At 51.9% G+C, this 24628-nt stretch carries 21 protein-coding genes and 1 tRNA gene; 9 read left to right on the top strand and 13 right to left on the bottom strand.

Features of this window, described 5'->3' with window-relative positions:
- Nucleotides 1-54: 54 nt before the first annotated feature.
- From etrA to ccoN, 9 genes are all read right to left on the bottom strand, one after another.
- Nucleotides 55-807, bottom strand: coding sequence for an electron transport transcriptional regulator EtrA (gene etrA / locus E1N14_RS10980; RefSeq protein WP_025010389.1), 753 nt, complete (start codon nt 805-807; stop codon nt 55-57).
- 55 nt (nt 808-862) lie between these two features.
- Entirely contained in the window at nt 863-1555 is a 693-nt protein-coding gene (locus tag E1N14_RS10975) for a sulfite exporter TauE/SafE family protein (protein ID WP_028779898.1), read from the bottom strand.
- Nucleotides 1545-1772, bottom strand: a complete 228-nt coding sequence (gene ccoS, locus E1N14_RS10970; protein ID WP_025010388.1) for a cbb3-type cytochrome oxidase assembly protein CcoS — start codon at nt 1770-1772, stop codon at nt 1545-1547. The genes E1N14_RS10975 and ccoS overlap by 11 nt, the downstream gene beginning before the upstream one ends.
- Nucleotides 1769-4165, bottom strand: a complete 2397-nt coding sequence (locus E1N14_RS10965; RefSeq protein ID WP_062793777.1) for a heavy metal translocating P-type ATPase — start codon at nt 4163-4165, stop codon at nt 1769-1771. The genes ccoS and E1N14_RS10965 overlap by 4 nt, the downstream gene beginning before the upstream one ends.
- Nucleotides 4166-4173: 8 nt before the next feature.
- Nucleotides 4174-4653, bottom strand: coding sequence for a FixH family protein (locus E1N14_RS10960; RefSeq protein WP_025010384.1), 480 nt, complete (start codon nt 4651-4653; stop codon nt 4174-4176).
- Nucleotides 4654-4757: 104 nt separating this feature from the next.
- Nucleotides 4758-5738 carry a cytochrome-c oxidase, cbb3-type subunit III gene (ccoP, locus tag E1N14_RS10955; RefSeq protein WP_025890018.1) on the bottom strand — a complete coding sequence of 327 codons (981 nt, stop codon included), beginning with the start codon at nt 5736-5738 and terminating at the stop codon, nt 4758-4760.
- A 5-nt stretch (nt 5739-5743) separates the two neighbouring features.
- The gene (locus tag E1N14_RS10950) at nt 5744-5920 is read right to left on the bottom strand and encodes a CcoQ/FixQ family Cbb3-type cytochrome c oxidase assembly chaperone (protein WP_025010383.1); all 177 of its coding nucleotides are present in this window, start codon (nt 5918-5920) and stop codon (nt 5744-5746) included.
- A gap of 10 nt (nt 5921-5930) precedes the next feature.
- Nucleotides 5931-6536: a cytochrome-c oxidase, cbb3-type subunit II gene (gene ccoO, locus E1N14_RS10945; RefSeq protein ID WP_025010382.1), complete on the bottom strand. Its 606-nt coding sequence runs from the start codon at nt 6534-6536 to the stop codon at nt 5931-5933.
- Nucleotides 6537-6548: 12 nt separating this feature from the next.
- Nucleotides 6549-7985 (bottom strand): cytochrome-c oxidase, cbb3-type subunit I, encoded by a 1437-nt coding sequence (gene ccoN / locus E1N14_RS10940; protein ID WP_028779894.1) that lies wholly within the window; start codon nt 7983-7985, stop codon nt 6549-6551.
- A 265-nt stretch (nt 7986-8250) separates the two neighbouring features.
- On the opposite strand from ccoN, the gene E1N14_RS10935 reads away from it, so the two are divergent.
- Nucleotides 8251-8712, top strand: coding sequence for a hypothetical protein (locus E1N14_RS10935; protein ID WP_025010381.1), 462 nt, complete (start codon nt 8251-8253; stop codon nt 8710-8712).
- A 131-nt stretch (nt 8713-8843) separates the two neighbouring features.
- Here E1N14_RS10935 and E1N14_RS10930 read toward each other — a convergent pair whose 3' ends face one another.
- Nucleotides 8844-10421, bottom strand: a complete 1578-nt coding sequence (locus E1N14_RS10930; RefSeq protein WP_025010380.1) for a DUF3369 domain-containing protein — start codon at nt 10419-10421, stop codon at nt 8844-8846.
- A 505-nt stretch (nt 10422-10926) separates the two neighbouring features.
- Here E1N14_RS10930 and E1N14_RS10925 point away from each other — a divergent pair.
- The 6 genes from E1N14_RS10925 to E1N14_RS10900 all read left to right on the top strand — a co-directional run bounded on the left by E1N14_RS10925 (nt 10927) and on the right by E1N14_RS10900 (nt 19061).
- Nucleotides 10927-12204: a tyrosine-type recombinase/integrase gene (locus E1N14_RS10925; RefSeq protein WP_025010378.1), complete on the top strand. Its 1278-nt coding sequence runs from the start codon at nt 10927-10929 to the stop codon at nt 12202-12204.
- Nucleotides 12205-13003: 799 nt separating this feature from the next.
- Nucleotides 13004-13261, top strand: a complete 258-nt coding sequence (locus tag E1N14_RS10920; RefSeq protein ID WP_025010377.1) for a hypothetical protein — start codon at nt 13004-13006, stop codon at nt 13259-13261.
- Nucleotides 13258-13545 carry a hypothetical protein gene (locus E1N14_RS10915; protein ID WP_025890020.1) on the top strand — a complete coding sequence of 96 codons (288 nt, stop codon included), beginning with the start codon at nt 13258-13260 and terminating at the stop codon, nt 13543-13545. Before E1N14_RS10920 ends, E1N14_RS10915 begins: the two co-directional genes overlap by 4 nt.
- A complete protein-coding gene (locus tag E1N14_RS10910; RefSeq protein ID WP_025890021.1) occupies nt 13546-15183 on the top strand; it encodes a PepSY-associated TM helix domain-containing protein in 1638 nt (545 codons plus the stop codon).
- Between the two features lie 177 nt (nt 15184-15360).
- Nucleotides 15361-16101 carry a DUF1266 domain-containing protein gene (locus E1N14_RS10905; RefSeq protein WP_025010376.1) on the top strand — a complete coding sequence of 247 codons (741 nt, stop codon included), beginning with the start codon at nt 15361-15363 and terminating at the stop codon, nt 16099-16101.
- Nucleotides 16102-16106: 5 nt separating this feature from the next.
- Complete coding sequence (locus E1N14_RS10900; RefSeq protein WP_025010375.1) at nt 16107-19061, top strand: J domain-containing protein; 2955 nt, start codon at nt 16107-16109, stop codon at nt 19059-19061.
- On the opposite strand, the gene E1N14_RS10895 is transcribed toward E1N14_RS10900, so the two are convergent.
- The 3 genes from E1N14_RS10895 to punC form a co-directional block, all read right to left on the bottom strand.
- Nucleotides 19055-20731, bottom strand: a complete 1677-nt coding sequence (locus tag E1N14_RS10895) for an Hsp70 family protein (RefSeq protein WP_025010374.1) — start codon at nt 20729-20731, stop codon at nt 19055-19057. The genes E1N14_RS10900 and E1N14_RS10895 overlap by 7 nt on opposite strands.
- Nucleotides 20732-21326: 595 nt before the next feature.
- Nucleotides 21327-21417, bottom strand: a tRNA-Ser gene (locus E1N14_RS10890).
- An 81-nt stretch (nt 21418-21498) separates the two neighbouring features.
- A complete protein-coding gene (punC, locus tag E1N14_RS10885; protein ID WP_243887044.1) occupies nt 21499-22692 on the bottom strand; it encodes a purine nucleoside transporter PunC in 1194 nt (397 codons plus the stop codon).
- Nucleotides 22693-22868: 176 nt separating this feature from the next.
- Here punC and punR point away from each other — a divergent pair, with 176 nt between their 5' ends.
- Nucleotides 22869-23771, top strand: a complete 903-nt coding sequence (punR, locus tag E1N14_RS10880) for a DNA-binding transcriptional activator PunR (RefSeq protein ID WP_028779875.1) — start codon at nt 22869-22871, stop codon at nt 23769-23771.
- A gap of 147 nt (nt 23772-23918) precedes the next feature.
- On the top strand, nt 23919-24578 hold the full coding sequence (locus tag E1N14_RS10875) for a Bax inhibitor-1/YccA family protein (RefSeq protein ID WP_025009742.1): 660 nt from the start codon (nt 23919-23921) through the stop codon (nt 24576-24578).
- Nucleotides 24579-24628 lie beyond the last annotated feature (50 nt).

Below are 24628 nucleotides of genomic sequence, written 5' to 3'. Positions count from 1 at the left end.
ATGCGATATTGGCTGTGATTTGTATTGCTTGAGATCAATATATTGAATCGCTTGCTATCTTGCTATCCGGGCGGCTCCAGCCAGCCTGTCGAGCTCTTCAAGATCCAGTATAGTGATATATTTTCCTTTTACTTCAATCAGTCCGGCCTTTTGGAACCGTCCCAGCAAACGGCTGATAGTTTCCACCGTCAGGCCAAGATAGTTGCCTATATCACCACGGGTCATGGTGAGGCGAAATTCCCTGGGGGAGAAGCCGCGGCTACCGAATCGGGCCGCCAGGTTACTGATGAAGGCCGCCAGGCGCTCTTCGGCATTCTTTTTGCTGAGCAGCAGGATCATCCCTTGGTCACTCATGATTTCATTACTCATCAGGCGCATGATCTGCTGCCTGAGTTTGGGCATGGTGCCGGAGAGTTCGTCCAAAGTATTGAAGGGGATTTCACACACCATAGAGGTTTCCAGGGCCTGGGCAAAACTCTGGTGTGATTGGGCATGGATACCGTCAAAGCCTATGACATCACCGGCCAGGTGGAAGCCGGTGATCTGCTCATCGCCCTGTTCTGTGATGGTATAGCTTTTAATCGTTCCTGAGCGGATAGCATACAGAGATTTCAGCGGATCTCCGGACTTGAACAACTGTTCACCCTTCTGAATGGGTTTCTTGCGCTCGATAATATTGTCAAGCTGATCCAACTCATTGGTGTTGAGCGTAAAGGGAATACATAAGGTCCCCATGCTGCAATCATGACAATGAATGGTACAGCCCCCGGCAGCAGGGCGACGATGCTTGTTATTGTCTATTGTCATAGTCTTTCTCAAGTAAAGCGACTCTTCCCATGTTAAACCAATTCACCGACCCCGGCTAGTCAAGCTGAGCCAAGGCGATATAGAGTGTTTGGATCCCGAAGCCAACCAGGAGTAAACCGGCAATCAAGCGTACGGCGCGCTTTTGAGCCCAGTCGGCCAGCGCCTTGGCGGCAACTCCAGCGCTGAGCAAGGCAGGTAATGTTCCCAAACCGAAACAAAGCATGATTAGCGCGCCCTGGCCGGCACTGCCACTGGCCACTGCCCAGGTGAGAGTACTGTATACCAGGCCACAGGGCAGCCAGCCCCAAACCATGCCGGCCACCAAAGCTTGCCCGGGATGAGTCACAGGTAACACTTTTTGGGACAATGGCTTAAGTAAACGCCACAATCCTTGACCAAGACGCTCAATCTGCACCAAACCGGCCCAGATGCGGGCAATGTAGAGGCCCATGGCGATCATCATCACACCGGCAATGAGCCTGAGCACCAAGAGGTAGATATCGATATCAAACAGCATGCCAAGCCCGGCTGCAGACCCCCCCACCAAAGCGCCGGCCAGGCTGTAACTGAGAATACGACCAAGATTATAGGGAAGCAGAAACGAGAGTTGTTGCGCCAACGGATTCTGGCCTCGACGGGCAGCGGGAAGCTGGCTGGAAAAGGCGCCCACCAAACCGCCGCACATACCAAAGCAGTGTCCGGCTCCCATCAGGCCCACCAAAAAGGCGCCGGTGAGGTTATATTCCATTGCCTCTATCCTGAGGCGCTTGAGTGACTTCAGTTACAGCCGTTTGAGATTGCTCCTGTTGCGCCTTGTTGTCCACAGGTTCCTCATCAAACAGAATCGACACACTGTGGCGCTCGAGATCGTCAAATTGATCCGATTTTACCGCCCAGAAGAAGACACCAACAGCAATCAGCACAAACAGCATGGCGATGGGGATTAGTACGTAGATAATACTCATAAGCGAACCCTGAGAAGTCTGAGGCTGTTGCTGACAACGATCAGCGAACTGGCCGACATGCCGATGGCGGCGATATATGGTGCGACATGGCCTGTTACGGCCAGAGGCAGTATAAGAAGGTTATACCCCAAAGCCCAGGCAAGATTTTGGCGAATGATACGATTGGCTTTACGGGCAACCGCTATGGCTTGGGTAAAACGCCATAGATGATCGCCAAGCAAAATCAGATCGGCACTGTTTTTCGCCAGCGCAGTGCCACTGCCCATGGCGATAGAGAGATCGGCACCGGCAAGCACGGGGGCATCATTGATGCCATCACCGAACATGGCCACCTTATGTTGCTGTTGCAAACGGCGTACATAATCGAGTTTATCTGCCGGGCTCATGTCTGCGTGCACTTCCGCTATGCCCACTTGCCGAGCCAGGGATTCCACATGGGGCCGGGTATCACCGCTGGCAATCGCCAGACGGATATTGTTTGCCTTGAGTGCCTCGACCGTATCCTTGGCGTCTTCCCTCAGCCTGTCCTGCAAAATAAAACTGGCCACCAAGCCTTGCTCATCGGCAAGGAACACTTGCTGCTGTTCACTGGCGGCGAGCTCGATTCCAACAAACTCGGCGTTGCCTATCTTAAAGTCGCGACCGTTGATCTTGCCGCTGATGCCGCGAGCCACCTGATGATGCACCTCGTTGGCTTCAAGAGCGCCGGCATAAGGGCTAAAGGCCAGAGCTATCGGGTGCAGTGAACCGGCTTCAAGCGCTGCCGCCACTTGTTGCACCTGCAACTCGCTATACTCAGCCTCACGGCCTTTGGTGATGCGGGTTTCCAGCAAGGTCAGATTGCCGCAGGTGAGGGTACCTGTCTTGTCAAAGACCACGGCATCAATTTGCGGCAACTTTTCAAACACTCCCGCTTTACGGGTAATCACCCCCAGGCGGGTGAACAGCGCAGTGGCGCAGGTCACAGCCGTCGGGGTTGCCAAGGCCAGCGCACAGGGGCAGGTAGCCACCAACACAGATAGAGTGACCCAGAAGGCGTCTTCGGGCGAGAACTGGTGCCATACCAGATAAGTGATGGCTGAGATGCTGAGTATGGTGCCGGAGAAATAGCGCGACAGCTTGTCGGCCGTCATGGCGACGGCTGGCTTATTATTGGAGGCCAGTTCTTGCAAACGGATGATCTCTGCCACCAGTTGGTCCTGGCCTATGGCGTTCACCCGTACTTTAAGCGGTTGATCCTGGTTGATGGTACCGGCATAAACCAGAGCTCCCGGTAGTTTGCTCTGTGGCATCTGCTCACCGGTGAGCATGGCCTCGTTGACGGCGGAATGGCCTTGCTCTACCAAGCCGTCGGCGGGGATCACTTCCCCTGGGCGCACAAGCACCAGATCGCCTATTTGCAAGCGCTTGGCGGGGATCTCTTCGCTGCTGCCATCATCCCCGATACGTTGGGCAGTCAAGGGCACCAACTTATGCAGGTTACTCGAACTGACTGAGGCTTTTTGCCGCGCCGCCTGCTCAAAATAGCGCCCAAGCAGCAGGAAAAAGGTAAACATGGACACAGACTCGAAATAGACTTCGCCTGTGCCTTGCACTGTCGCGATACAGCTGGCGATATAGGCGCCGCAGATGGCGATGGAGACAGACACGTCCATATTGAGCCTGCCGGCGAGCAGGGCCCGCAGGGCACTGAAATAGAAAGGCTGCGCCGAGTAGAACACCACTGGTGCGGCAAACATCATGCTCACCCAGCGGAAATAGTCGCGATATTCCACCTCAAGCCCGGTAAAGTAACCGGCGTACAGCGCCAGGGCGAACATCATCACCTGCATGGTGGCAAAGCCCGCCAAGCCAAGCCTCAGCAGAAACTTACGGCTGTTCTTTTTACTCTGAACTTCCTGATCATCCAGCTGGTAAGGTGCCGCCTGATAGCCGATGCGGCCGATTTGATTGAGTATTTCAGACAGTTTGATGTCGGCCGGGCGCCAACTGATGAGGGCTCGTTGAGTGGTAGAGTTGACCTGCACCGAGACTATGCCGGGCAACTGCTTGACTTTGTGCTCGATGAGCCAGGCGCAGGCGGCACAGGTAATGCCGTCAATCGATAGCGAGACCGAGGTTTGATTACCCTGATCGTGCACAAAGTCCTGTTGCACTTCGGGAAGGTCGTAGGCACTGAAGGTTTTGAGCTCATCCGGCACCAGGGCGTTTTGCCTGCTGCCGGGTTCGGAGCGAAATTTATAGTAATTGGTCAGCCCGGCATCCATGATGGCCTGAGCCACCGCCTGACATCCAAGGCAACACATGGGCTGAGCCTGACCATCAATCACTGTACTGAACTGCATGCCCGTGGTGACAGGCTCCCCACAATGAAAACAGACTGTATGTGTCATGACAGCACTCAATTGAGCCAGTAGGTTTTATCCGCTTCTATCTGCAGTCTTTGCTGCAAACGCCATTTACGGTCAAATCCTTCGACTCGTACAACCCAGGCGCCATCTAGCGACTCATTGGGGATATAGCGATACACCTTGGAGGCATCGGCAGTCAGCATTTGGGTAAAATCCTTTTCTGCCAGAGTAGGGTGGTAAAACTCCAGGTTCAGTGCCGCCAGATACTCTGGGCCGCCGTGCTGGGTTATCAGAAGTTCGCCATTGTGCCATTCAAGGGAAAATTGCATTCCCAATTGACGGGCATATTGAATTTTGTGGATGTCCTGGTTAATTGCCTTGCCGTTTTTGTAGTAGTCATCGGCAACCAGGGAATCGGAGTTGGTGAGGGCAATACGCAGAGTGGCAAAACTGGCTATAACGGCGCACATGGGCAAAACGATAAGAAACCAAGGCCAGAACTGCTTATACCAGGCTTGTGGAGCGCTCATACTGTTTACCTACTATTCTATTTGGGCGGCTATTCTATCGCGAAAGTGGTTTTTTAAAAACAAAGGCCCCGAAATTATCGAGGCCTTTGAAAAGTCAAACGAACTTACTTCTCAGCCTGATGTGACAAGCTATATACGTAAGCGGCTATGACGTGAACTTTCTCTTCACCGAGAACGTCTTTCCACGCCGGCATAACGCCACTGCGGCCGTTCTTGATGGATTCCATGATCACGCCACGGCTGCCGCCGTAAAGCCAGACATTGTCGGTCAGGTTAGGGGCGCCCATCAGCTTGTTACCTTTGGCATCCATACCGTGACAGGCAAAACAGCCCTTCATAAATGAACCTTGGCCCTTGGCGGCCAACGCGGCATCATGTTCACGACCGGACAGGCTCACTACGTATTCAGCCAGACCAGCAATTTCGCTGTCATCGATAGGCAGACCACCTTTAGGCGGCATCATACCGTGACGACCGTTCATTATGGTGGTCTTGATAGTTTCCAGCTCGCCGCCGTACAACCAGTCACCGTCGGTCAGGTTGGGGAAGCCTTTGCCACCGCGACCAGCTGAGCCGTGACACTGGGCACAGTTCTGCAGGAACAGACGGCCACCGACTTTCAGGGCTTCTTCGTTCTTGACCAGCTCGGCCAGTGGCGTTGCTTTGTAAGCTTCGAAGATAGGGCCGTACTTTTCATCGGCCAGCTTCACTTCCTGATCGTACTGAACCCAACGGCCTTCTTCTGTTGCGTCAGCAATCGCCTTGGCGGAGTCGGCCTTGATGCCTTTTTCGGTACCTATGCTCTGGTTGGAACTGCTCCAGCCAAGCAGGCCTTTGTAGTTACCCAGGCCAGGGTAGAGCACCAGGTAGAGCAGACCAAAGACGATGGTGATATAAAAGAGATAGCTCCACCACTTAGGCAGTGGGTTGTTGATCTCCTGAATACCATCATAGCTGTGGTCCATCAAGTCGCCTTCTTTAATCTCCGGCGTGGTGTTTTTGGAGCAGAGCCGTAGCAGAATAAAACATCCTGCGATCACCAGTAAGCTGAGTACGGTGATCCAGATACTCCAGAAGTTACTCATTAACATTATTTGTGTTCTCCTGAGTCCTTCGCATTCTGGTGTTGTTCCTCATCGGAAAACACCAGATTAGCTGCTTCGTCGAATTGCTTTTGACGACGCGAGCTATATGCCCAAGCAAATATCCCGACAAAAACCAGGATCAAAACCAGCGTAATAATCCCTTGCATTGTGCCGTAGTCCATATTTGCCTCCTTATTTCAGTGCGTGTCCCAGCGACTGCAGATAGGCGATCAGCGCCTGCAGTTCTGTCTTGCCTTCAACGGCTTTTTGGGCGCCTTCGATATCTTTATCTTCGTATGGCACACCAAAACCACGCATCACTTCCATTTTCTTGGCTGTGTATTCACCTGTAAGAGTGTTTTCAGCAAGCCAAGGGAAGGCAGGCATGTTGGACTGAGGAACAACGGCACGGGGATCGATCAGGTGAACTTCATGCCATTTGTCACTGTAACGACCACCCACACGGGCCAAGTCGGGACCGGTACGCTTGGAACCCCACAGGAAGGGGTGATCCCAAACCGACTCACCGGCAACCGAGTAGTGACCGTAACGTTCGGTTTCAGCACGCAGCGGACGGATCATCTGGCTGTGACAGTTGTTACATCCTTCACGGATATAGATATCACGGCCTTCCAGCTGCAGGGCTGTATAAGGCTTGAGACCGGCAACCGGCTCAGTGGTATCTTTTTGGAAGATAAGCGGCGTGATCTGCACCAGGCCACCAATACTGATGGCAATAACAGTGAAGATACCCAGCAGGCCGACATTCTTCTCAACTATTTCATGATTGAATTTCATCGTTACTGCTCCTTATGCGGCTTTGGCTTCTGCGATGGCAGGCAGAGAGTCTTTAGGGGCATAAACAGTGCGCAGCACGTTGTAAGCCATGATCAGCATACCCGTTACGAAGAAACAACCACCCAGGAAGCGGACGAAGTAGAACGGATAAGAGGCTTCCAGACTTTCAACAAAGCTGTAAGTCAGGGTGCCGTCTGCGTTCACAGCGCGCCACATCAGACCTTGCATTACACCGGAGATCCACATGGCAACGATATAAAGTACGGTACCGATAGTCGCCAGCCAGAAGTGCAGGTTTACCAGCTTGGTGGAGTACATGCGGCCATGACCAAACAGCACAGGGATCAGGTGGTACAGAGAACCGATAGAGACCATGGCAACCCAGCCAAGTGCACCAGAGTGAACGTGACCAATGGTCCAGTCGGTGTAGTGAGACAGAGCGTTTACTGTCTTGATGGCCATCATAGGACCTTCGAAGGTAGACATACCGTAGAAGGACAGAGATACCACCAGGAAGCGCAGAACCGGATCGGTACGCAGTTTATGCCAGGCACCGGACAGGGTCATGATACCGTTGATCATACCGCCCCATGAAGGAGCGAACAGGATCAGTGACATCACCATACCCAGAGACTGAGTCCAGTCGGGCAGGGCAGTGTAATGCAGATGGTGAGGACCGGCCCAGATATACAGGGCAATCAGTGCCCAGAAGTGGACAATCGACAGACGATAAGAGTAAACGGGACGCCCGGCTTGCTTGGGAACGAAGTAATACATCATTCCGAGGAAACCGGCAGTCAGCAGGAAGCCTACTGCGTTATGACCGTACCACCATTGCACCATGGCATCGACAGCACCACTATACAGTGAATAAGACTTCCACAGGCTGACAGGAACAGCCATGGAGTTCACTATGTGCAGTACGGCGACTGTGATAATGAAGGCGCCAAAGAACCAGTTGGCCACATAGATGTGGGAAGTGGTTCGTTTGATAATGGTACCGAAGAACACGGTCGCATAAGCGATCCAGACTACGGCGATGGCGATATCAATAGGCCATTCCAGTTCGGCGTATTCTTTACTGCTGGTGATACCCAACGGCAGAGTGATTACGGCCGAGAGAATGATGGCTTGCCATCCCCAGAAGGTGAATGCAGCCAGTTTAGGTGCAAACAGACGGGTCTGACAGGTGCGTTGAACGACATAATAGGATGTGGCGAAAAGGGCTGATGTGCCGAACGCAAAGATCACAGCATTGGTATGTAACGGTCTTAAACGACTGAAAGTTAACCAAGGAGTCTCAAAGTTCAGCTGTGGCCAGATTAACTGAGCCGCGATAAGTACACCTAATGACATACCAATAATGCCCCACAAAACTGTGGTTAAGGCAAATTGGCGGACAACGGTGTAATTGTAATCAGCGCCTGTTGGCTGGGAATGGTTCATCATATTGCTTCCACTGCTTATTACTTTTACTTGTTGTTCAGTAAAGGACAGGCCTTTACCTGTTATAAAATGACTCGAGTGAAGGCGTCCCCTATGAGAGTCACACTCTTGTGTCAATGGCTTAGCCTGCATATTTGTGACAAAACGTCAGGCGATGCAATGATACTTGAGCTACGTCAAAAAAGATACCAATCTGCCGGACACATTGTTGATCCAGATCAAACTTGACCATAGAATGTTAACACCTTGCAGCATAAGGTGAAATTTTATGCATAGTGCGACTCTCTCCAAGCTATTTGGCGCCGTTTTCAGCCTGCTTTTGCTCCTGGGTTGTGACCAGTCTCAAACTCCCCGGGCGACCCAAACTGTCGCAGATCCCGATTTGTGTGATTTTTCCGTTACCGATTGTGTTAAAAAATTGGGTGAGCAGCAGATCTCCCTGATGCTGAACCCAAGCTTTGCCCCCAGCGAAAAGCCTATTCACTGGCAGCTTGGCTTTAATCGCCCGGTATCCAATCTCAAACTTCGTGTCGAGGGCCGGGATATGTTTATGGGGGTCATTCCTATGACGCCGTCTGCCACCGAAGGGGAAACATTCGAGGGCCAACTGATTTTTGGCTCCTGCAGCAGTGGTTATATGGTATGGCGGGTGTTTGTCAGTTGGCAGCAGGGCACAGAGCAGTACTCAACTTGGTTCGACTTTCTCGCCGACAGCCATAAGCAGGAATAGCCATAAGTTAAAATCGGACATTTTGCCTGAAAACCACTGCAAGACTAAAAATCTCGTATACCGCGGGCCTGCTCAAATGGCTCGCATCTCAATTTTCGCTATGCAGAACCATTCCCCAGTGTGCAAACAGCTTAAGGCTCGGCGTCATCGCGCCAATTGTTTTTTATTTTGATAAAGATATCTATGTTATCAATAAACAGCCTTAGAAAGTCCGGGTCAAAATGGCTGCCGCTGCAGGACTGCATCTCGCTCAGTACCTCATCGAGCGGCCAGGCCGGCTTATAGCAGCGGGCGTGTGACAGGGCATCGAACACATCGGCAATGGCAACGATTCTGGCGAAGGGATGTATCTCTTTACCCGAGAGGCCTCTGGGATAGCCACTGCCATCGTACTTCTCATGGTGTTGCAGGGCGATTGTGCCGGCGGCCTTTAAAATGGGCCGCTCTGAATTAGCCAGGATCTGATGGCCGATTATCGGGTGTTGCCGCATCACATCCCACTCAATATCGTCCAGTTTCCCCGGTTTGAGCAGCACATTGTCGGGAATGGCTATTTTCCCTATGTCATGCATGGGCGCAGCGCGCTTGAGCAGATCGGCCTGCGTTTCCGGCAGGCCGGCAAGCAGCGCCAGTTCATGGCAATACTCGGCCATACGCTTAACATGATTGGCCGCTTCCTTGGAGCGGCTCTCCACCACATCACCGAGACGTAAAATAAGCTCCGACTGAGTATCTTCCACTTCCTGATTCAGCAGCAGGTTTTCGAACGCCACCCCGACATTAATGGCAAAAATGTCGATAAGCTGTTTATCCAGATCGGTCAACTGGCTGACCGAATCCATATAAAGCAGGTTGACCCAGTTATTTTGGGCCGGAAAGTAGCCCACAAAGCAATCATCCCGATAAAGACAACGCTGCTCTTTCAAGGCTTCTTCCATCAGCGACTGAATATGAGAAGGCAAGGGTTTCTCATGGTGGTTGGTAAACTCACCTGTGGCGGCCAATATCTGAATTTTGTTGCCGTTACCCGGCTCTGTTACCGCATCCATGGCATTGCAGCCGAGTATGGTGGTGGCGTCTTTGAGCTCAAGCAAGTTGGCCACCTGAGTCAGTAAACCATCAGCAAATTTGTGCAGGGTACGCAGTTCAAACAGGCCGGAAGTGGCCTCCAAAACCCGCTCCAGCCCCTGGCGATGATTGAGCTGCATCTGCCGCGCCTGCTCAATTTCGGTAATGTCCCTGAAAGAGCGCAGGGCAGAGTAGACACTGGTTGTCAGCTTACGGGAGTCCAACTCGGCCTTGGCTTTATAGTCATTGATGTCATAGTTAACTATCACATCCTCTTCCGGCACCTGCCCGGGTTGACCGGTACGCAGAATCAGCCTGATGGCTTTATTTTGTTGGTTTTCACGGATCCACCGCACCAACTCAAGCCCGGCATGATCGCTTTCCATCACCACATCAATAAAGGCGACGGCGACATCTTCTTCACCTTGCAGTAGCTCTTTGGCTTGTTCGCCGCTATAAGCGTTGATAAAGCTCAATCCGCGGCCGTCGAGTTTGAAGCGGGATAGGGCAAGTTTAGTGACTGTATGCACATCAGGCTCATCATCCACCACCAGAACCTTCCAGGGGGGCAGGGTATCTGTCGTTGTTGAAGCTTTCTTTGAGCCAAATAGCGGGCCTTTCTTGGCCATGTCGATCAGCATCTGTTGGACTCCAATCAATTGAATAGTTTTGATTTACCTTTCAAAAGTGTAGTCCAAGCATCGAGAAGGGCTAGCAATAGCTCACAAATTTGACAACGGCCGGTATAGGGGGATTTTCAGCAGCGCCGGGATCTACTATATTGAGAATTATTCTCATTAAGTGGGTGGCAGAATGGAAACCAAAAGCAAAACAATATCGTATAAAACCGATCAGGAAGTTTGCATGGCGATACCCGTCGGCAAACTGGCTGAGTTGATCCACAAGGGCGAATTATGTGCGGCGGATTTTCGTTGTCTCGACAGCCAATCCAAAAAGCAGGTTTGGCAATTGTGCCTTTGGTGCTGTAAGCAAAGAGTCCATTGCGATCGTCAGTGCAGCCAATGTGAGACTGGGATTAGTGCCGATAAATAACATTATCGGCATCAGTCAAAAAGGAGTAAAATCTATAGTAATCATTGCTATAGAATAGGTTTTACCTTGGAAGACTATCAAGCGTTATCTGCCATGCCGCTGTTTGACAGCGCAGACTTGCTTTTGCAGGGTAACCCTGTGGTCAACAGCTATATTACCCAATTAAGCCTGGGTAAAGTGGCCGATGCCGGCCTCTTGCTTGAGCATGCAACAGACTGGCTTTACGAACAAAGAGACAGTGAAAACAACTACAAGGCGTACCGCAGCGAGTTGACAACCTTTTTTCACTGGTGTTTCGATGTCGCAGGCATATCCGCCGCCAATGTGGGCCGACGGGAAATGGGACGTTACGTGGCTTATTGCCAGGCGCCACCAACAGAGTTAGTGGGTTATTTCAACGTCCCGCAATTCAAGACGGATAAGTTCAATCAGAGTCGGGAACCCAATCCCAACTGGCGGCCGTTTATTGGTCGCAAGGCGCTCGGCAAACCCTTGCCATACAGCCTGAGCGATAATGCCTTGAAGACAAAAATAGCCATACTTTCATCATTTTATACTTATCTTATGAGCGAAGAGTATTGTGAGCGCAACCCGGCGCAGCTCTGGCTCAATCACAGTCGCTTTGCCAATAAGAGTAAGTTCAGGTTGGATCCGGCCGAAGAGCAACTCAAGGTGTTCAGTGAGCTGCAATGGTCTTATCTTGTAGCTTGCGTGCAGCGCCTGGCTGAAGCCGAGCCGGCACAACATCAACGCAGTCTGTTCTTGATTAACCTGATGTACGGCTGTTATCTGCGGATCTCGGAAATTGCCGCTCGTGCCGGTTATGCGCCAACCATGAGTCAATTCAAGCGCCATAATCACAGCGGCATCTGGTATTTTCATATTCCCAGGAGTAAAGGCGGCAAGGCCAGAAACGTGGCGGTATCCAAAGCGTTGCTGCAATCACTGCAAAGTTACCGGCGCCATTTGGGATTGAGTGACTATCCGCAAGCCAATGAAACCACGCCGCTGTTTATACGGCATCGCGCCGCCGGCCGAGGTCGGGAAAGTGGCGTGCTCAATGCCAACCTCGGCATACGTCAACTGCGGGATGAAATTCAGTTTCTGATAAACTGCGCCGCCGATGATGCCGAGAAAGATGGCTTTATCCAGGAAGCCAATGAAATGCGACAGCTTACTGCGCACAGTATTCGCCATACAGGTATCACTCATGACATCAATCTCAATGGTCGGCCTTTATCCCATGTGCAGGCGGACGCCGGTCATGAAAGCATAGACACCACGTCGCAGTATCTGCACACCAGCCAGGAAGAAAGGCACCAGAGTGCATCCGCCAAACCATTGGATAGACTGCAAGGAATTGAGAGCTAATCCAAGAAAACTATTAGTAGAGGTTTAAGGTGAATCACGGAGGAAGTTGCCTTAAACCTGGGATTTACCGGTAATAACTCTCCAGATTTCAAATAGCTGCACATAAAAATGCGCACAATGTATATTATGTTAAATTAGATCTGATATGGCTTACGTACATATGCATGCTCCCTTCATCGTGGCGGTTTGCGTTTTCCAAGAACGTCCTGAATTGAGTTAAGCTCTCTGATGTTGTTTGCTCCATCGTATTGCTCCGATTGCGATTACTCCAAGCTGTTGTCGGCAGTAACCACAGCAAAATGTGCTTGCCGTCGATTCCAATTGCTCCATCTAATGGTTTTTCCACATGACCCTAGCCTCGATTAGCCGCGACAGTGTCTATCTTTTGTAAAGTGTCGGGTCTGCAATTTTGACTCGAAATTGCCCCGGTAATTGCAGTGATTACAACAACACCTTGAGCAGAGAAAGGCATCCAAGAATTGGATTCGCTATTGGCTTTTTAATGTTCCCAATACACGGTCTTTAAAAAACGGCTGTCAATCAAAAATGAAATGTTTCTTTACATTGCAGCTTTGCCTCCTTTCCGGGATCACACTTGGATTACATCCCCGGTCTCATTAGATTTATGTGAAGTAACACATAAACTGTTCATAGGTTTGCATAGAGTTAATGATTGATATCAGTAACTTGTATTTAAGTTGGCCCTAATTGTAAATAGGAATAAATATCATTTAATAGATTTAATACTTGTGCTATGTTGCGATTCTTTATCAAACCAATTCTTCGGACATCGCAACTCATGTGGTACCTCCTGTTGATCCTGACGATGACCCTGGGTTCACTGCTTATCTATTCAGGCAGTAAACACCAGGCCTTGCTTGCCAAACCTTTGCCCTGGCAGGCCAAACTGCTGGGCACTTTATTACTGCTGCTGGCTCTGCTCGGCTGGGGTTTACTGTTGACGGCCTCGGCCGCGTTGTTTTTTTGGCTCATGCTGCTTTCCATGCTGCTGGGCTCCCTGCCCTTTATTTCCCTGCTCAAGGGAGACAACAGATGACAACCATTAAGAAAGATAAAATCCGCCCTGACTGGCTGGGGAAAACCCTTGCCGGCGCATTGCTGGGCTTAGCCCTGGCAGTCGCACTCAGTGGCATCTTTGCCTGGGTGGGGCCTGGTGGCATAGAGGCCAAAGATAAGGTGCAATTCAATATGTGGCTGATAGCGCCACTCTGGCTTTCATTCTTCAGCTTCAGCTATTTGTTCTACAGTGCCCGCCGCGCCATTTTCTGGCTAATGGCGGCCAACGTGCTTGCATGGCTGCTACTATGGTGGGTTAAGTAAATGCAGATCCGCAGCGATATTCTCAGAATTTATCAAACACTTCATACCTGGGTGGGCATACTCGCCGGGATTTTACTGTTTATCGGTTTTTATGCCGGCGCCCTGACCATGTTCAAGGAAGAGATTGCCGCCTGGTCATCACCACCGCAAACCATTTTGCCACAGGTGAAACTGGAACAGATGGACAAACTACTCAGCGAAGCCAGAGCGCAGCACCCTGAGTTAAGTAAGGGCTTCAGCCTTCATCTTGCCAGCGACAAGCATTCGCCTTTGAGTTGGTACGCCTCCGGCAGTGAGCGGCAATGGGGTCTGGGCGATGAGCTTTGGCATGCCAGTTTAAGCAATCAAGGTGAGCTCATCTCCCATAAGGAACCCAAGAGCCAACTGGCACGCTTGATAGATGAGCTGCACCGCACCGGCGGTATTCCTGGTGATATGGGACACGAGCAGCTCGGTGCTTATTTTATGGGGGTTGCCGGCATTCTCTATTTTCTGGCGTTGGTTTCCGGGGTGATCTTCCTGCTGCCAACTCTGGTGAAAACGCTGTTTGCCTTAAGGCGCAAGAAAGGCCCCAATCGTTTTTGGCTCGACAGCCACAACCTGCTTGGCATCACAGCACTGCCATTTCATATCATTATCAGTTTGACCGTAGTGGTGTTTGTCTTTCACGATCAATTGTACGGCGCCTTGGGGCAGTTTGTTTATGGCGATAAGCCGATGTTCAATCGCGAAGCGCCCAAGGGCGAAGTGCGCTCACTGAGCACCCTGCCCCCGGTAACCGAACTGGTTGCTCGGGCCGAAAGCTTCGCGCCCGGTTATCAGGCACTCAGTTTGACCTATATGGGCATGGATACTCCGGCTCCCATGGTCCGGATGGCCATGTATAACGAAGAAGCGTTGATGCGCGGCCCGATAGGAGACTTCCTTTATATGAACCCCTACACCCTTGAGGTGGGCAACAGCACCTTTACTCCGGGGGAAGAAGGCGTTTGGGGCCGGATGGTTTCGGTATTCTTTGGACTTCACTTTGGCTCCTACGGCGGCTATCCCGGTCGCTGGCTCTATTTTTTCCTCGGAATGAGTGGTGCCATGCTGTTTTACAGCGGTAATCTGCTATGGCTGGAAAAGCGCCGCAGCAAACAGCGCAAGGGGGAGCCCATTCCAGAGCAACCGAGAAGAGTCAGGATCCTTGGAGCCGCTACTGTAGGAATTTGCTTGGGTTCAATGTTAGGCGTTGCGCTGGCCATGTTGCTGGGTAAATGGGGATATGCTCATGTAGAAAATATCAATCATCTGTATCTGTGGAGCTACTACGCCAGTTTCCTTATTGCCCTGGCTTATGCTTTCTGGCGTGGTGCTGCCAGAGCCGCGGTAACACTGCAAGCGCTATCGGCGCTGGTCTGTCTGGCAATGCCGCTGACATCCATCCTGGCGTTGCTGGCACCCGGTCTTGGAATTTGGGCACCGGAGACCCCAGGCACCTGGGCGGTGGATCTCACCGCATTCGGTTTTGCCGCCATCTTTGCCTTTGGCGCGCTCAAAACCTTTAAACGAGCGACCCAGGGGCCGCCTGACAGTATCTGGGCCATGCCGCAAAAACAGCCTATTGCGGCGCTGCAAACCAGCGTTCAGTCTTAAGCTGTTAGTTTGAATCATTCCACAAAGCCCCGTTCGCGGGGCTTTGCTTTGCAAGTCATGCCATCGAGCTCACAAGTTGCACAACAGAATCGCCATTGCCCGGCGCCATTATTGCTTAATCTGCCAACGGCTTTTATAGTAGCCGCTGATTTTATGGAAGAAAACCAAGGAGCTGGAATGTCCACCAATACGTTGTCTCTCCATCAGATCTGGTGGCTTACACTCACCTCGCCACAGATCAGTTTCCAAACCCAGGCCAGAGGTTATCTTAACCCTACTTCCCTGCATGCCGGGCTCGAAGAACCCAATACACTGGAAGAAGACTGGGGTATTACCGATAGATTATCCCTTCATCAGCAGATTGCCAGTCTGGTTAACGACGGCACCCATGGTCATTATCTGGTCAGTGATTATAGTCAATATGCCTGTGGTACCAGCTTGAACTGGCGATATCTTATTGATTTCGAACAATCCCCGCGTAGGCAGGCCGAAATGCGCTATGTCGCCGCGACTTATTCCATTCTCGGAGTCGGCGGCACCCGTGCCTATGATTTCGGGCGCGCCTCTTATCTCACCCGGGAAGGATTGCGCTTGGGTTGGGTCAGCCAGGAAGAGTTCGATTTTCTCCACAGCTTTATCGCAACCAAAAGCCGCTATTTTTACCGCTCTTGGGAGCAATATACCCAAGCCTGGTTTGCCGGGCGTGCGATATGGATGTTTTTAATCAACGAGCCGGACACAGAAGAGGCAGCAGAGGCATTACTCAATGGCTGGATAGCCAGACGACAACGGATAGACTATCGCCGTGCTATCAACGACAGGGATAACCCCATTCATCAATGCGACTGGGACATGGAATTGCCGCAACTTAGCGCCCCGCAAAGCCTGCTCGATCTTCTCAACCAAACACAGGATTAGTCGCCATGGATATCTGGCAAATACTCGGTATCACCGCCACCCAAGATGAAACAGCCATCAAGCAGGCTTACCGCACCCAGCTCCGCGACTGTCACCCGGAGGATAACCCGGAAGGCTTCAGAGCACTGCGCAGCGCCTACGAACAAGCCTTGGCTGCGGCCCGCCCGGCAACCCAGCCCAAACCACTGGAGCTGAATACGCCCTCGCCCGCAGCGGCCAAGGCACAACCATTGCCGCAACAAGAGACACAATATCAGCCACAACAAGAGTCGCAGCAGCAAGATTACAGCTACCGGGCCCAGCCGCCGGAAACCCAGCAAACAGCTGCCAAAGCTCGGGTTGAACCCCTGGAGAGTCTATTCCAGCAGCTTATGAGCATGTTGGGCAATGAGCGCCTGCGCTTTGACAATGAACACTGGTATCAGTGGGCCGAGCGTGTCGGCCAAAGCTCTCTTTCCTGCCAAGCCCAGCTGTCACAGTGGGTTCAGGCGGAGATACTCAATTGGCGCTGGCTGCCAGGACAAATTATCAGTCATTTGTGGCATGCACTGGAGTGGAGTTCACTTGAGCGGGGCGATAAGGCACAGCAACAAAGAGCGGCTTTTTTCGATTGGTGGATTTCGCGGCCGAGCCCTGCGCCGCTGGACTGGTTGGCGACTCAGGATAATGCGACTCAAATCGCCATCCAAAGCTACTACCAACCATTGCAAAATGCACTGCTTGACTGTGATTTCCCCCAGATCCGCATATTGTTCTTTAGCGATCATGTCTGCGGCGTGCTGCACCCTGCGCTTGCGATTGTCCAACTCAGGGTTATCAGGGCGTTAAACCTGAATTGGCCCGTGGAACAGTTGCTTGAGTTATGTGACTTTGTGTTGCAGCAAGGCGAACTCTGGGGCGAAGATTTGGTGCTGCTGGCCGAGATCAGCCGCCGCTGCGGTAAGGAATCCTTAGCACTCAAACTCGCCGATGAACTCAAGCAAGCCGAGCTGCCTCAGCTATTGGCCGAACATCTGGAAAACTGGTATCTGCCGAGCACGCCGCGTTTGGCACTTTGGTTTAAGGCATTGGCCTGTCAGCAAGGCGGGAACTGGCGAATATCGGCCGCCTTTGAAGAGTGCTGGTTTGATGAACCCCAAGAGGCGGATTTCATCGAGCAACTGCTGTACAAGACGGTATTCAACGAAGGCGCTATGCCCCACACCATATTGCCGCTGAAGTCCTTGCCCGGTTATGAAGGCGCGTTGGCGAGATTGTTCTGGGCATGTCAGCTGGGTAGTTGGCAACAGATTGAACAGTTCGCTCAATTGCCGGCTTGCGATCGCGTGGAAGCCGGTTGGCATTATCTCGGCGAGTTACTTTGCGGCATTGCGACAGAGATCCTCGCCAATAGACCCAAGCATGCCGTGTTTGAAACGCTGGCGGCAGGTTATGGCCAGACCAACTGGTTTACTATGCCTGCGCCCGATGCCCAGGCCTTCAGCCAACCCACGCCCGAGGAGTGGCTGCAAGTTGGCCAGCGCCATCCCCTGCTGCCGGATAGCTGGCTACAGGCCTTGTGTCAAAGAGCCGAAGCCGAAGAATGGCTGTCACTGCTGACGGAAAATCCCAGTCTGTTTGGCATGCTGATCTGGCAACGTGAGGGGGTACGTCAGCCATTGCTGTCAGCATTTGAGCATTCATCGGACGCTGAAAACGGCGAGCAAGCCGCCAAGGAGCAAAGTTCTCAACCGGATATCGCCCTGGAGTGGGCAGAGTTCTACTATTCATTGCCATGGAGCAAAATCAGCCATCGCTTGGCGATGCGTCAGGCACTTTCACTGACGCAGTTGCCGCAGCCAATCAAGGACACTCCCTTTGCCTTGGCTTGGCAGACGTGTGCGGATCCGCAAAGCATCTCGCCGCTGATTGCCGAAGCCGTCATGCGTTGGCCCAAGCAGTTTGTGTTTTGCATAGAGCTGCGCAACCAGGTCGAGCGCTTGGCGCAATCAAGCTTAAGCGATGAAGAGCTCTGGCAACAGATTGATGCCGAGCAACTGACGGCACTCGGAGCCTTGATCAATCGCAGGGTTGAAACCACTGACGATATACACAATACCCTGATACTCTGGGCGGCACTGAGATATCACCCCAACGCCACTAATAGCTGGCGCTATGTCACTACGCCACAACTGGAGAAGCTTCAGGGGCAGCTGAAAGAGCAAAATATCAATTTCGAAGAGTATTACTACGACGACAATACCCTGGCCTATGGTCTGCTGAATGATGATTGGGAACGGGGCATTCATCCGGAAGCCATTGATGCCTGTGCGGCGAAAAAAGAAGCCAAAGACTATGTCTATCCGGCCTGTTACTGCATAGCCTTGTTGGCCAATGACATCTCACGTTCGGGGTTTAATGGCACCTTGGTAGAGGATTTTCACAAGTCGCAACCCAAGCTTGCCGGTGACAGACAAAACACCGCCAAGCTATTGTGCCAACTGCTGGAAGATAAGCTCAACCAGGTCATCAGTGACGACCGAGAGAAAGCGCCGCAACGCTTTAATCTGCACAGCGGCAAGCGCCTTTTTGTCTGGGCACTACTGGTGGCACTGCACGGCTTTTTCGTATTCCCCATCTATCCCGACAGCGCAGCCTCACTGCTCGACCCTATGTCCATAGTGCAGCAACTCGAGGCTCATAAAGGAAAACTCTTGGTGTTCCTGGCCTTTAACCTGTTTATGGTATTCAGGATCTGCAGTACCCGCCAGACATCTAAAGGCGCCCGCAACTATGGGGTGTGGAGCACCTTTGCCATAGTGTTGGCCTTGGTGGGTAACAGCTTCTGGTGGGCGCTGCCACTGCTTCTTGGCCACCTGCTGGCGGCCGCAGGCACACAAGCCGCGTCTTCAATGCGTCACGGCTGGCCGAAGAGTTTTAAAGAACCCAGAAGAATTACCCTGGAAGAAATTGTTTATTGATCCCAGTGCGCCAGTGCATTTTGAATTGCCTGGCGCACATCACGAATATAGTGTTCATCCTGGGAGGCCAGAGCCTGTTCAAAACTCAGCAACCAGTGTTCTATCTGACGCCGCTCGCCTCCCAGGCATTCCTCATACATGCGATGTAACTTTTCCGTCAGGTTGAGGTTGGGTAATTGCTCGCGGGGATGCACTTTCAATCTGGCAAGCCTTTGCCTGCTGGCTTGTCTATCGTCTTCCGATACCCCGGTCGGGCTGCGATCTATCACTTTCTGGTGTACCTCTCCTGTGCTGGTGATGGTGACATCCACTTCAAGCATACCGTTGATATCGTAGCTGAATCTGACATCCACCGATTGCAACCCTTTCCCGGTTGGAATATCGATATCGAGATCGTCAATGTGCAGATTATTGGCAACCCAAAGGCTCTCTCCCTGATAGATGGCGATACACACTTGGCTCTGCTCTTCATGACCGGCGTAATAGCGTTGCTCCAGCGATACCGGCACCACAGTGTTGCGTTCTATGATGGGACTGAACACCCCGGACTGGCCATTGCTCTCTACCCGGATCCCCAGACTGAAGGGACAAACATCGGTGAGGATCAGCTCCTCTACCGCTTCATCGCGCAAACGACAGGCGGCCTGAATGGCTGCGCCCATGGCCACCACCCGGTCGGGATCCAGCTCCTGGCGGCCAAAGCGGCCCAGTAACCTGGTAGCGACCTGCTTTACATGATGCTGACGGCTGGCACCACCCACCAGAATGAGTTCATCTATCTCTTCGGGTTGTAATCTGGCGTCGGCAAGTGCCTGGCTCAGCGGTTTTCGCAGCCGGTTCAGTGTCTGTTGCCAAATCTTTTCCAGCTCATGGCCGTCGAACTCGAGGTTGATATCCTGCTCGCCACTCAAACAGACCCGGGTTCCCTGGCCATTACTGTGACGCTTGGCATTTTCACAGGCGTAATAGAGCTGACTGAGGTACTTGAGAGATTGGCTTTCACGCTCCAGCTGTAGCTTTTGCAACACGCCATCGAGCAGATCCTGAGTGAAGTCTTCACCACCGAGACGGTTATCACCGGCCGAAGCGCGAACTTCTATGATGCCATCCTGGAACTCGACAATGGTGACATCGAAGGTACCACCACCTATATCAAACACCAGGAAACGTCGGCTATGGGACTCGTGTAAGCTGTAAGCCATGGCGGCGGCTGTGGGTTCATTGATAAGGCGTACCGCTTCCAGCTCGGCCAGCTCCGCAGCCGTATGCACTTGTTTGCGCTGCTGATCATTGAAGTAAGCCGGTACAGAAATCACCACTTGCTTAATGGCGTGCCCAAGATAGGCTTCGGCATCGGCCTTGAGGGTACTGAGTATGATGGCGCAAAGCTCAGTGGGGCTGAACTCCTGACCTCCGAGGCGATAGCGTTTCTCACTGCCCAAAAAACGTTTGAATATGGCGGCAGTATTGCGTGGATGAGTCATTAAACGTTCGGCGGCCGGACGACCAACCAATAGGTGCATATCCTCATCGATACTGACGACCGACGGGGTTAAATCCTCTCCCAAGGCATTGGGGATCATCTGCACCTTACCGTCGCGCCAAAGCGCAATGGCGCTGTTGGTGGTGCCCAAATCTATGCCGATTGCGGGTACTTCAGGCTTATCCATCACCTAACTCCTTCCTTTTCCTGCTTATCCATCTTCGCCGGGGGAATTTCCAGCGCCCACACTATGCCTAAAGTTCGACAAAGCAACAAGTTAAATGCTGAAAAACCAACAAAGTCGAAGGATTATTTATCCACCTGTCCCAAATGCAGACAACCAGGGTAATACCAATAGAGTTCTTTGGGGGAAACCAAGATATAAGGCTGATAACTGCGATAATTCTAACGGTCTTCTGAATACGACCAACTTGAATAGATATGGAGAGCAGACATGAAAAGGCCAGCCAGTTTACAAAAAGCTGTTCTCTTTGAATATGGCAAAGGAGCAGGGATTTGAACCCTGCATAATGGCGCTATAAACCCGGCAATCCGCTAACCGATACCAGGCTAATGGCAATCATCAAAAATGAGATACGAAAAAGCCCGCCTGCTTTCACAAGCGGGCTTCTCAGAATATGGCAAAGGAGCAGGGATTTGAACCCTGCATAATGGCGCTATAAACCCGCCATTCTCTAACCGCCTATACCTGGCTAATCGCTATCATCAAAACTGAGATACGAAAAAGCCCGCCTGTTTTCACAAGCGGGCCTCTCTGAATATGGCGGAGGAGCAGGGATTTGAACCCTGGATGGGCTATAAACCCATGCCGGTTTTCAAGACCGGTGCATTCAACCACTCTGCCACCCCTCCGAACGCTGCAAATACTATAGCGAGGATATGAGACTGTAAAGCAGAAAATGTCACGGCCTTATCTATTTGCTCAATCTGCACTCAGTCTTTGGGCGATTCTTCTGCATGCAGCGCCAAACGAGCGGGATCCGGCTTGGTAAAACCTGCCCTCACCTGCGACCAGCCGGCAAACTGACGCAGTTTATAGCCAGCAAATACCAGCACACTACAACCCAGGATCCCCCAGGCAATAGCAGTTTCCCCGGCCGTGGCCCACACAGCAACCAGGCTTGATGCCCCGAATGCCAAGGTGATCTGTAAAAAGTTTTGCAGCCCGGCCGCTTTGGAGGCGCACTGACTGAAATGTTGCAGCGCACTGTTAACCACTATCGGATAAATGGCACCATTGGCCGCGGCCAGCACAGAAAATGCAATAAGCAATGGATAGATGGTTTGCGCCTTGAATACCAAAGTCGCCAAAGCAATCGCCAACACACACAAACCAAACAGCGCCAGCAACAGTTTAAGCGTCATCTCGCTGCCTACCCTGCGGATAAGCAGCTTACTGGCATAGCCACCGACAATAAACATGATGGTTTGCGGAATAAAGCTTAAACCTATGGCGTCTGCTTCATAACCGTGCTGTTCCATCACTATCGGCCAGAGTGTCAGATAGGCAAAGAAAGCCCCTGAGCAAGCACCATAGATGAGCACATTGCCCAAATAACCTGTGTTGTTGAAAAAGGTCTTATAGGCCACTTTTTCTTCAGCTTTGGCCGTGCCTTCATTTGCCGGCTTCACCAACACCATAGTCAGCGCCATCAATGCCGTTGCCGTCGCCGCCAAAATGAAAAAAATCGCTTCCCAGCCCAGATGCCCAAGCACCTTGGCGCCGAGAATGGGTGCCAAGGCCGGTGACAAGGCCACCAAGGGCATGATGTTGGAGAAGATGCGCTGTGAATCTTTGGCATCATACTGTTCTACCACCAAAGCCTGCCAAATGACGGCAGCACTGCAGACACCAATCGCCTGGAAGAAACGGGCACAGTTGAGCATGATGATATTGTCACTGAAACCTATACTGACTGTCGCCAGGGCAAACAGCGCCAAGCCACCTAGCAGTGAATTGCGTTTCCCGAAACGCTGCACCAGAGGGCCGTAAAGCAGTTGCCCCAAGGCCAATCCGGCCAGGAAAGAGGTCAAGGACATGGCCACCTGAGATGAGCTGGCGCCAAGCGAGCCTTCAATTGCTTTGAATGCTGGGAGATACATGTCGGTCGCGATGAAAGCCAACATGCTCAGGAGCGCGAGATAGCATAAAAACATGAAATATTTAAGAGTCATATACAACCTGATTACAACTTAAGACAAAATTAATATGAATGCCGGAGCAGTCTAAAGCCTTGCTCAATCGAGGTGAAACGTTTATTTTTGACCTATGCTTTCAAATAATCTCACAGCAAGGAATCGCCATGCTTTCTGAACAATCGTTGCAACTTATCGATATTGTTTCTCACCTTGGCAGTTTCACCGCCGCAGCCAACAAGTTGCACAAGGTGCCATCCGCCGTGAGTTATGCCATTAAGCAGATTGAAGAAGAACTGGGAGTCGTGCTGTTTGAGCGCCATCACCGCAGCGTCAGTTTGACGCCCGCCGGGGCTCACTTTGTCAAGGAAGCCAGGATTATGCTCAAGCAACTGGACGACCTGAAACGGGAAACCCAGCGGGTGGCCAATGGCTGGCAACCGACTCTGTCCATCGCTTTGGACAATATCGTCAGGGCAGACAGGATCAGTGTGCTGATTGCCGACTTCTATCGCCACTTCACCGATGTGGAGCTGATCATCCGTATTGAGGTATTCAACGGCGTCTGGGAAGCCTTGTCTACCGGTCGCAGCGATGTTGCCATAGGCGCTACCACTGCCATTCCGGTCGGCGGCGCCTACCATCACAGAGACATGGGCGATATCGAGTGGGCATTTCTGGTGAGCAAGTCCCACCCTTTGGCCGCTATCGACCGGCCTCTGGAAGATGAAGAGCTCCGGCCTTTCCCTTCTATTTGCCTGGACGATACTTCAAGAGAGATCCCCAAGCGCCACACCTGGTTGCTGGACAATCAGCGCCGCTTGGTGGTGCCGGATTGGATCCGCGCCATCAACTGCTTCCGTGAAGGCTTGGGGATAGGTTACATGCCGGTACACCTGGCCAGCCCCTTTATTCGCGCCGGTGCCCTGGTGGAAAAACAGCTGGCCACTCCCCTGGCTGCAAGCTCCTGCTGCCTGGCGTGGAATGCCAACAAGATGTCGCCGGCGCTCAAATGGGTACTGGATTATCTGGGCGATACCGAAAAACTGCACAGAGAGTGGCTCGCCTGACTTTAATTCATAAAAGATTCAGTGTTTAATGGCACAATCTATAACAGGAAACCTGCAGTGGAACCATATACGGTTTAAACTGCTCTAACATGGAAACTAGCCGGATCGCCAAACCCGGGCTATGTCAGTCAACCTTCGGAGAAGCAAATGACTCAGCAAACCCTTTATTCGAGCCAAACTTCCACTATGGAAGTGAATAAAATGCTCAGAAACACCTACATGCTGCTGGCAATGACCATAGGTTTTTCAGCCGTATGTGCCGCCATCGCCATGGCGATGGGTATCGGCCCCATGATGTCACTGGGACTTTCCATCGGTGGCTTGGTGCTGCTGTTCGTCACCCTGAGAAAAGCGGAATCCGCCGCCGGGATCTTTTGGGTGTTCGCCTTTACCGGTATGGAAGGCGCGTCTCTGGGTTATATCCTCAATCATTACGCCGGTATGAGTAACGGCCCTGAGCTGATTATTCAGGCCTTTGGTCTGACATCAGCCATCTTCGTCGCCCTGTCGGCCTATGCCGTGACCACCAAGAAAGATTTTTCCTTTATGCGCGGCTTCTTGATTGCCGGTCTGGTGGTCGTCATAGCCGCTGCGGTGATCAATATCTTTGTCGGTAACGGCGCGGTATTTATGGCAGTCAATGCGGGTATCGCCCTGCTGATGACAGGTTTTATCCTGTTTGATACCAGCCGTATCGTCAATGGTGGTGAGACCAACTATATTCGCGCTACCATTGCCTTGTACCTGGATTTTCTCAACCTGTTTATCAGCCTGCTGCACCTGATGGGTGCCGGTGGCGATGACTGATCCCCTCGGGACGGAAAATAGGTTAAAATGGCCCTAATTCAGGGTCATTT

The sequence above is a fragment of the Shewanella algae genome (assembly GCF_009183365.2).
GTDB classification, from domain to species: Bacteria; Pseudomonadota; Gammaproteobacteria; order Enterobacterales; family Shewanellaceae; genus Shewanella; species Shewanella algae.
Note: the sequence above shows the minus strand (reverse complement) of the source record. Positions and strands in the feature narration are given on the sequence as shown.

Excerpts from the sequence above, each read along its gene's own strand:
- etrA (WP_025010389.1), bottom strand. The coding sequence starts at position 807 with ATGACAATAGACAATAACAAGCATCGTCGCCCTGCTGCCGGGGGCTGT.
- E1N14_RS10975 (WP_028779898.1), bottom strand. The coding sequence starts at position 1,555 with ATGGAATATAACCTCACCGGCGCCTTTTTGGTGGGCCTGATGGGAGCC.
- ccoS (WP_025010388.1), bottom strand. The coding sequence starts at position 1,772 with ATGAGTATTATCTACGTACTAATCCCCATCGCCATGCTGTTTGTGCTG.
- E1N14_RS10965 (WP_062793777.1), bottom strand. The coding sequence starts at position 4,165 with ATGACACATACAGTCTGTTTTCATTGTGGGGAGCCTGTCACCACGGGC.
- E1N14_RS10960 (WP_025010384.1), bottom strand. The coding sequence starts at position 4,653 with ATGAGCGCTCCACAAGCCTGGTATAAGCAGTTCTGGCCTTGGTTTCTT.
- ccoP (WP_025890018.1), bottom strand. The coding sequence starts at position 5,738 with ATGAGTAACTTCTGGAGTATCTGGATCACCGTACTCAGCTTACTGGTG.
- E1N14_RS10950 (WP_025010383.1), bottom strand. The coding sequence starts at position 5,920 with ATGGACTACGGCACAATGCAAGGGATTATTACGCTGGTTTTGATCCTG.
- ccoO (WP_025010382.1), bottom strand. The coding sequence starts at position 6,536 with ATGAAATTCAATCATGAAATAGTTGAGAAGAATGTCGGCCTGCTGGGT.
- ccoN (WP_028779894.1), bottom strand. The coding sequence starts at position 7,985 with ATGATGAACCATTCCCAGCCAACAGGCGCTGATTACAATTACACCGTT.
- E1N14_RS10935 (WP_025010381.1), top strand. The coding sequence starts at position 8,251 with ATGCATAGTGCGACTCTCTCCAAGCTATTTGGCGCCGTTTTCAGCCTG.
- E1N14_RS10930 (WP_025010380.1), bottom strand. The coding sequence starts at position 10,421 with ATGCTGATCGACATGGCCAAGAAAGGCCCGCTATTTGGCTCAAAGAAA.
- E1N14_RS10925 (WP_025010378.1), top strand. The coding sequence starts at position 10,927 with ATGCCGCTGTTTGACAGCGCAGACTTGCTTTTGCAGGGTAACCCTGTG.
- E1N14_RS10920 (WP_025010377.1), top strand. The coding sequence starts at position 13,004 with ATGTGGTACCTCCTGTTGATCCTGACGATGACCCTGGGTTCACTGCTT.
- E1N14_RS10915 (WP_025890020.1), top strand. The coding sequence starts at position 13,258 with ATGACAACCATTAAGAAAGATAAAATCCGCCCTGACTGGCTGGGGAAA.
- E1N14_RS10910 (WP_025890021.1), top strand. The coding sequence starts at position 13,546 with ATGCAGATCCGCAGCGATATTCTCAGAATTTATCAAACACTTCATACC.
- E1N14_RS10905 (WP_025010376.1), top strand. The coding sequence starts at position 15,361 with ATGTCCACCAATACGTTGTCTCTCCATCAGATCTGGTGGCTTACACTC.
- E1N14_RS10900 (WP_025010375.1), top strand. The coding sequence starts at position 16,107 with ATGGATATCTGGCAAATACTCGGTATCACCGCCACCCAAGATGAAACA.
- E1N14_RS10895 (WP_025010374.1), bottom strand. The coding sequence starts at position 20,731 with ATGGATAAGCCTGAAGTACCCGCAATCGGCATAGATTTGGGCACCACC.
- punC (WP_243887044.1), bottom strand. The coding sequence starts at position 22,692 with ATGTTGGCTTTCATCGCGACCGACATGTATCTCCCAGCATTCAAAGCA.
- punR (WP_028779875.1), top strand. The coding sequence starts at position 22,869 with ATGCTTTCTGAACAATCGTTGCAACTTATCGATATTGTTTCTCACCTT.
- E1N14_RS10875 (WP_025009742.1), top strand. The coding sequence starts at position 23,919 with ATGACTCAGCAAACCCTTTATTCGAGCCAAACTTCCACTATGGAAGTG.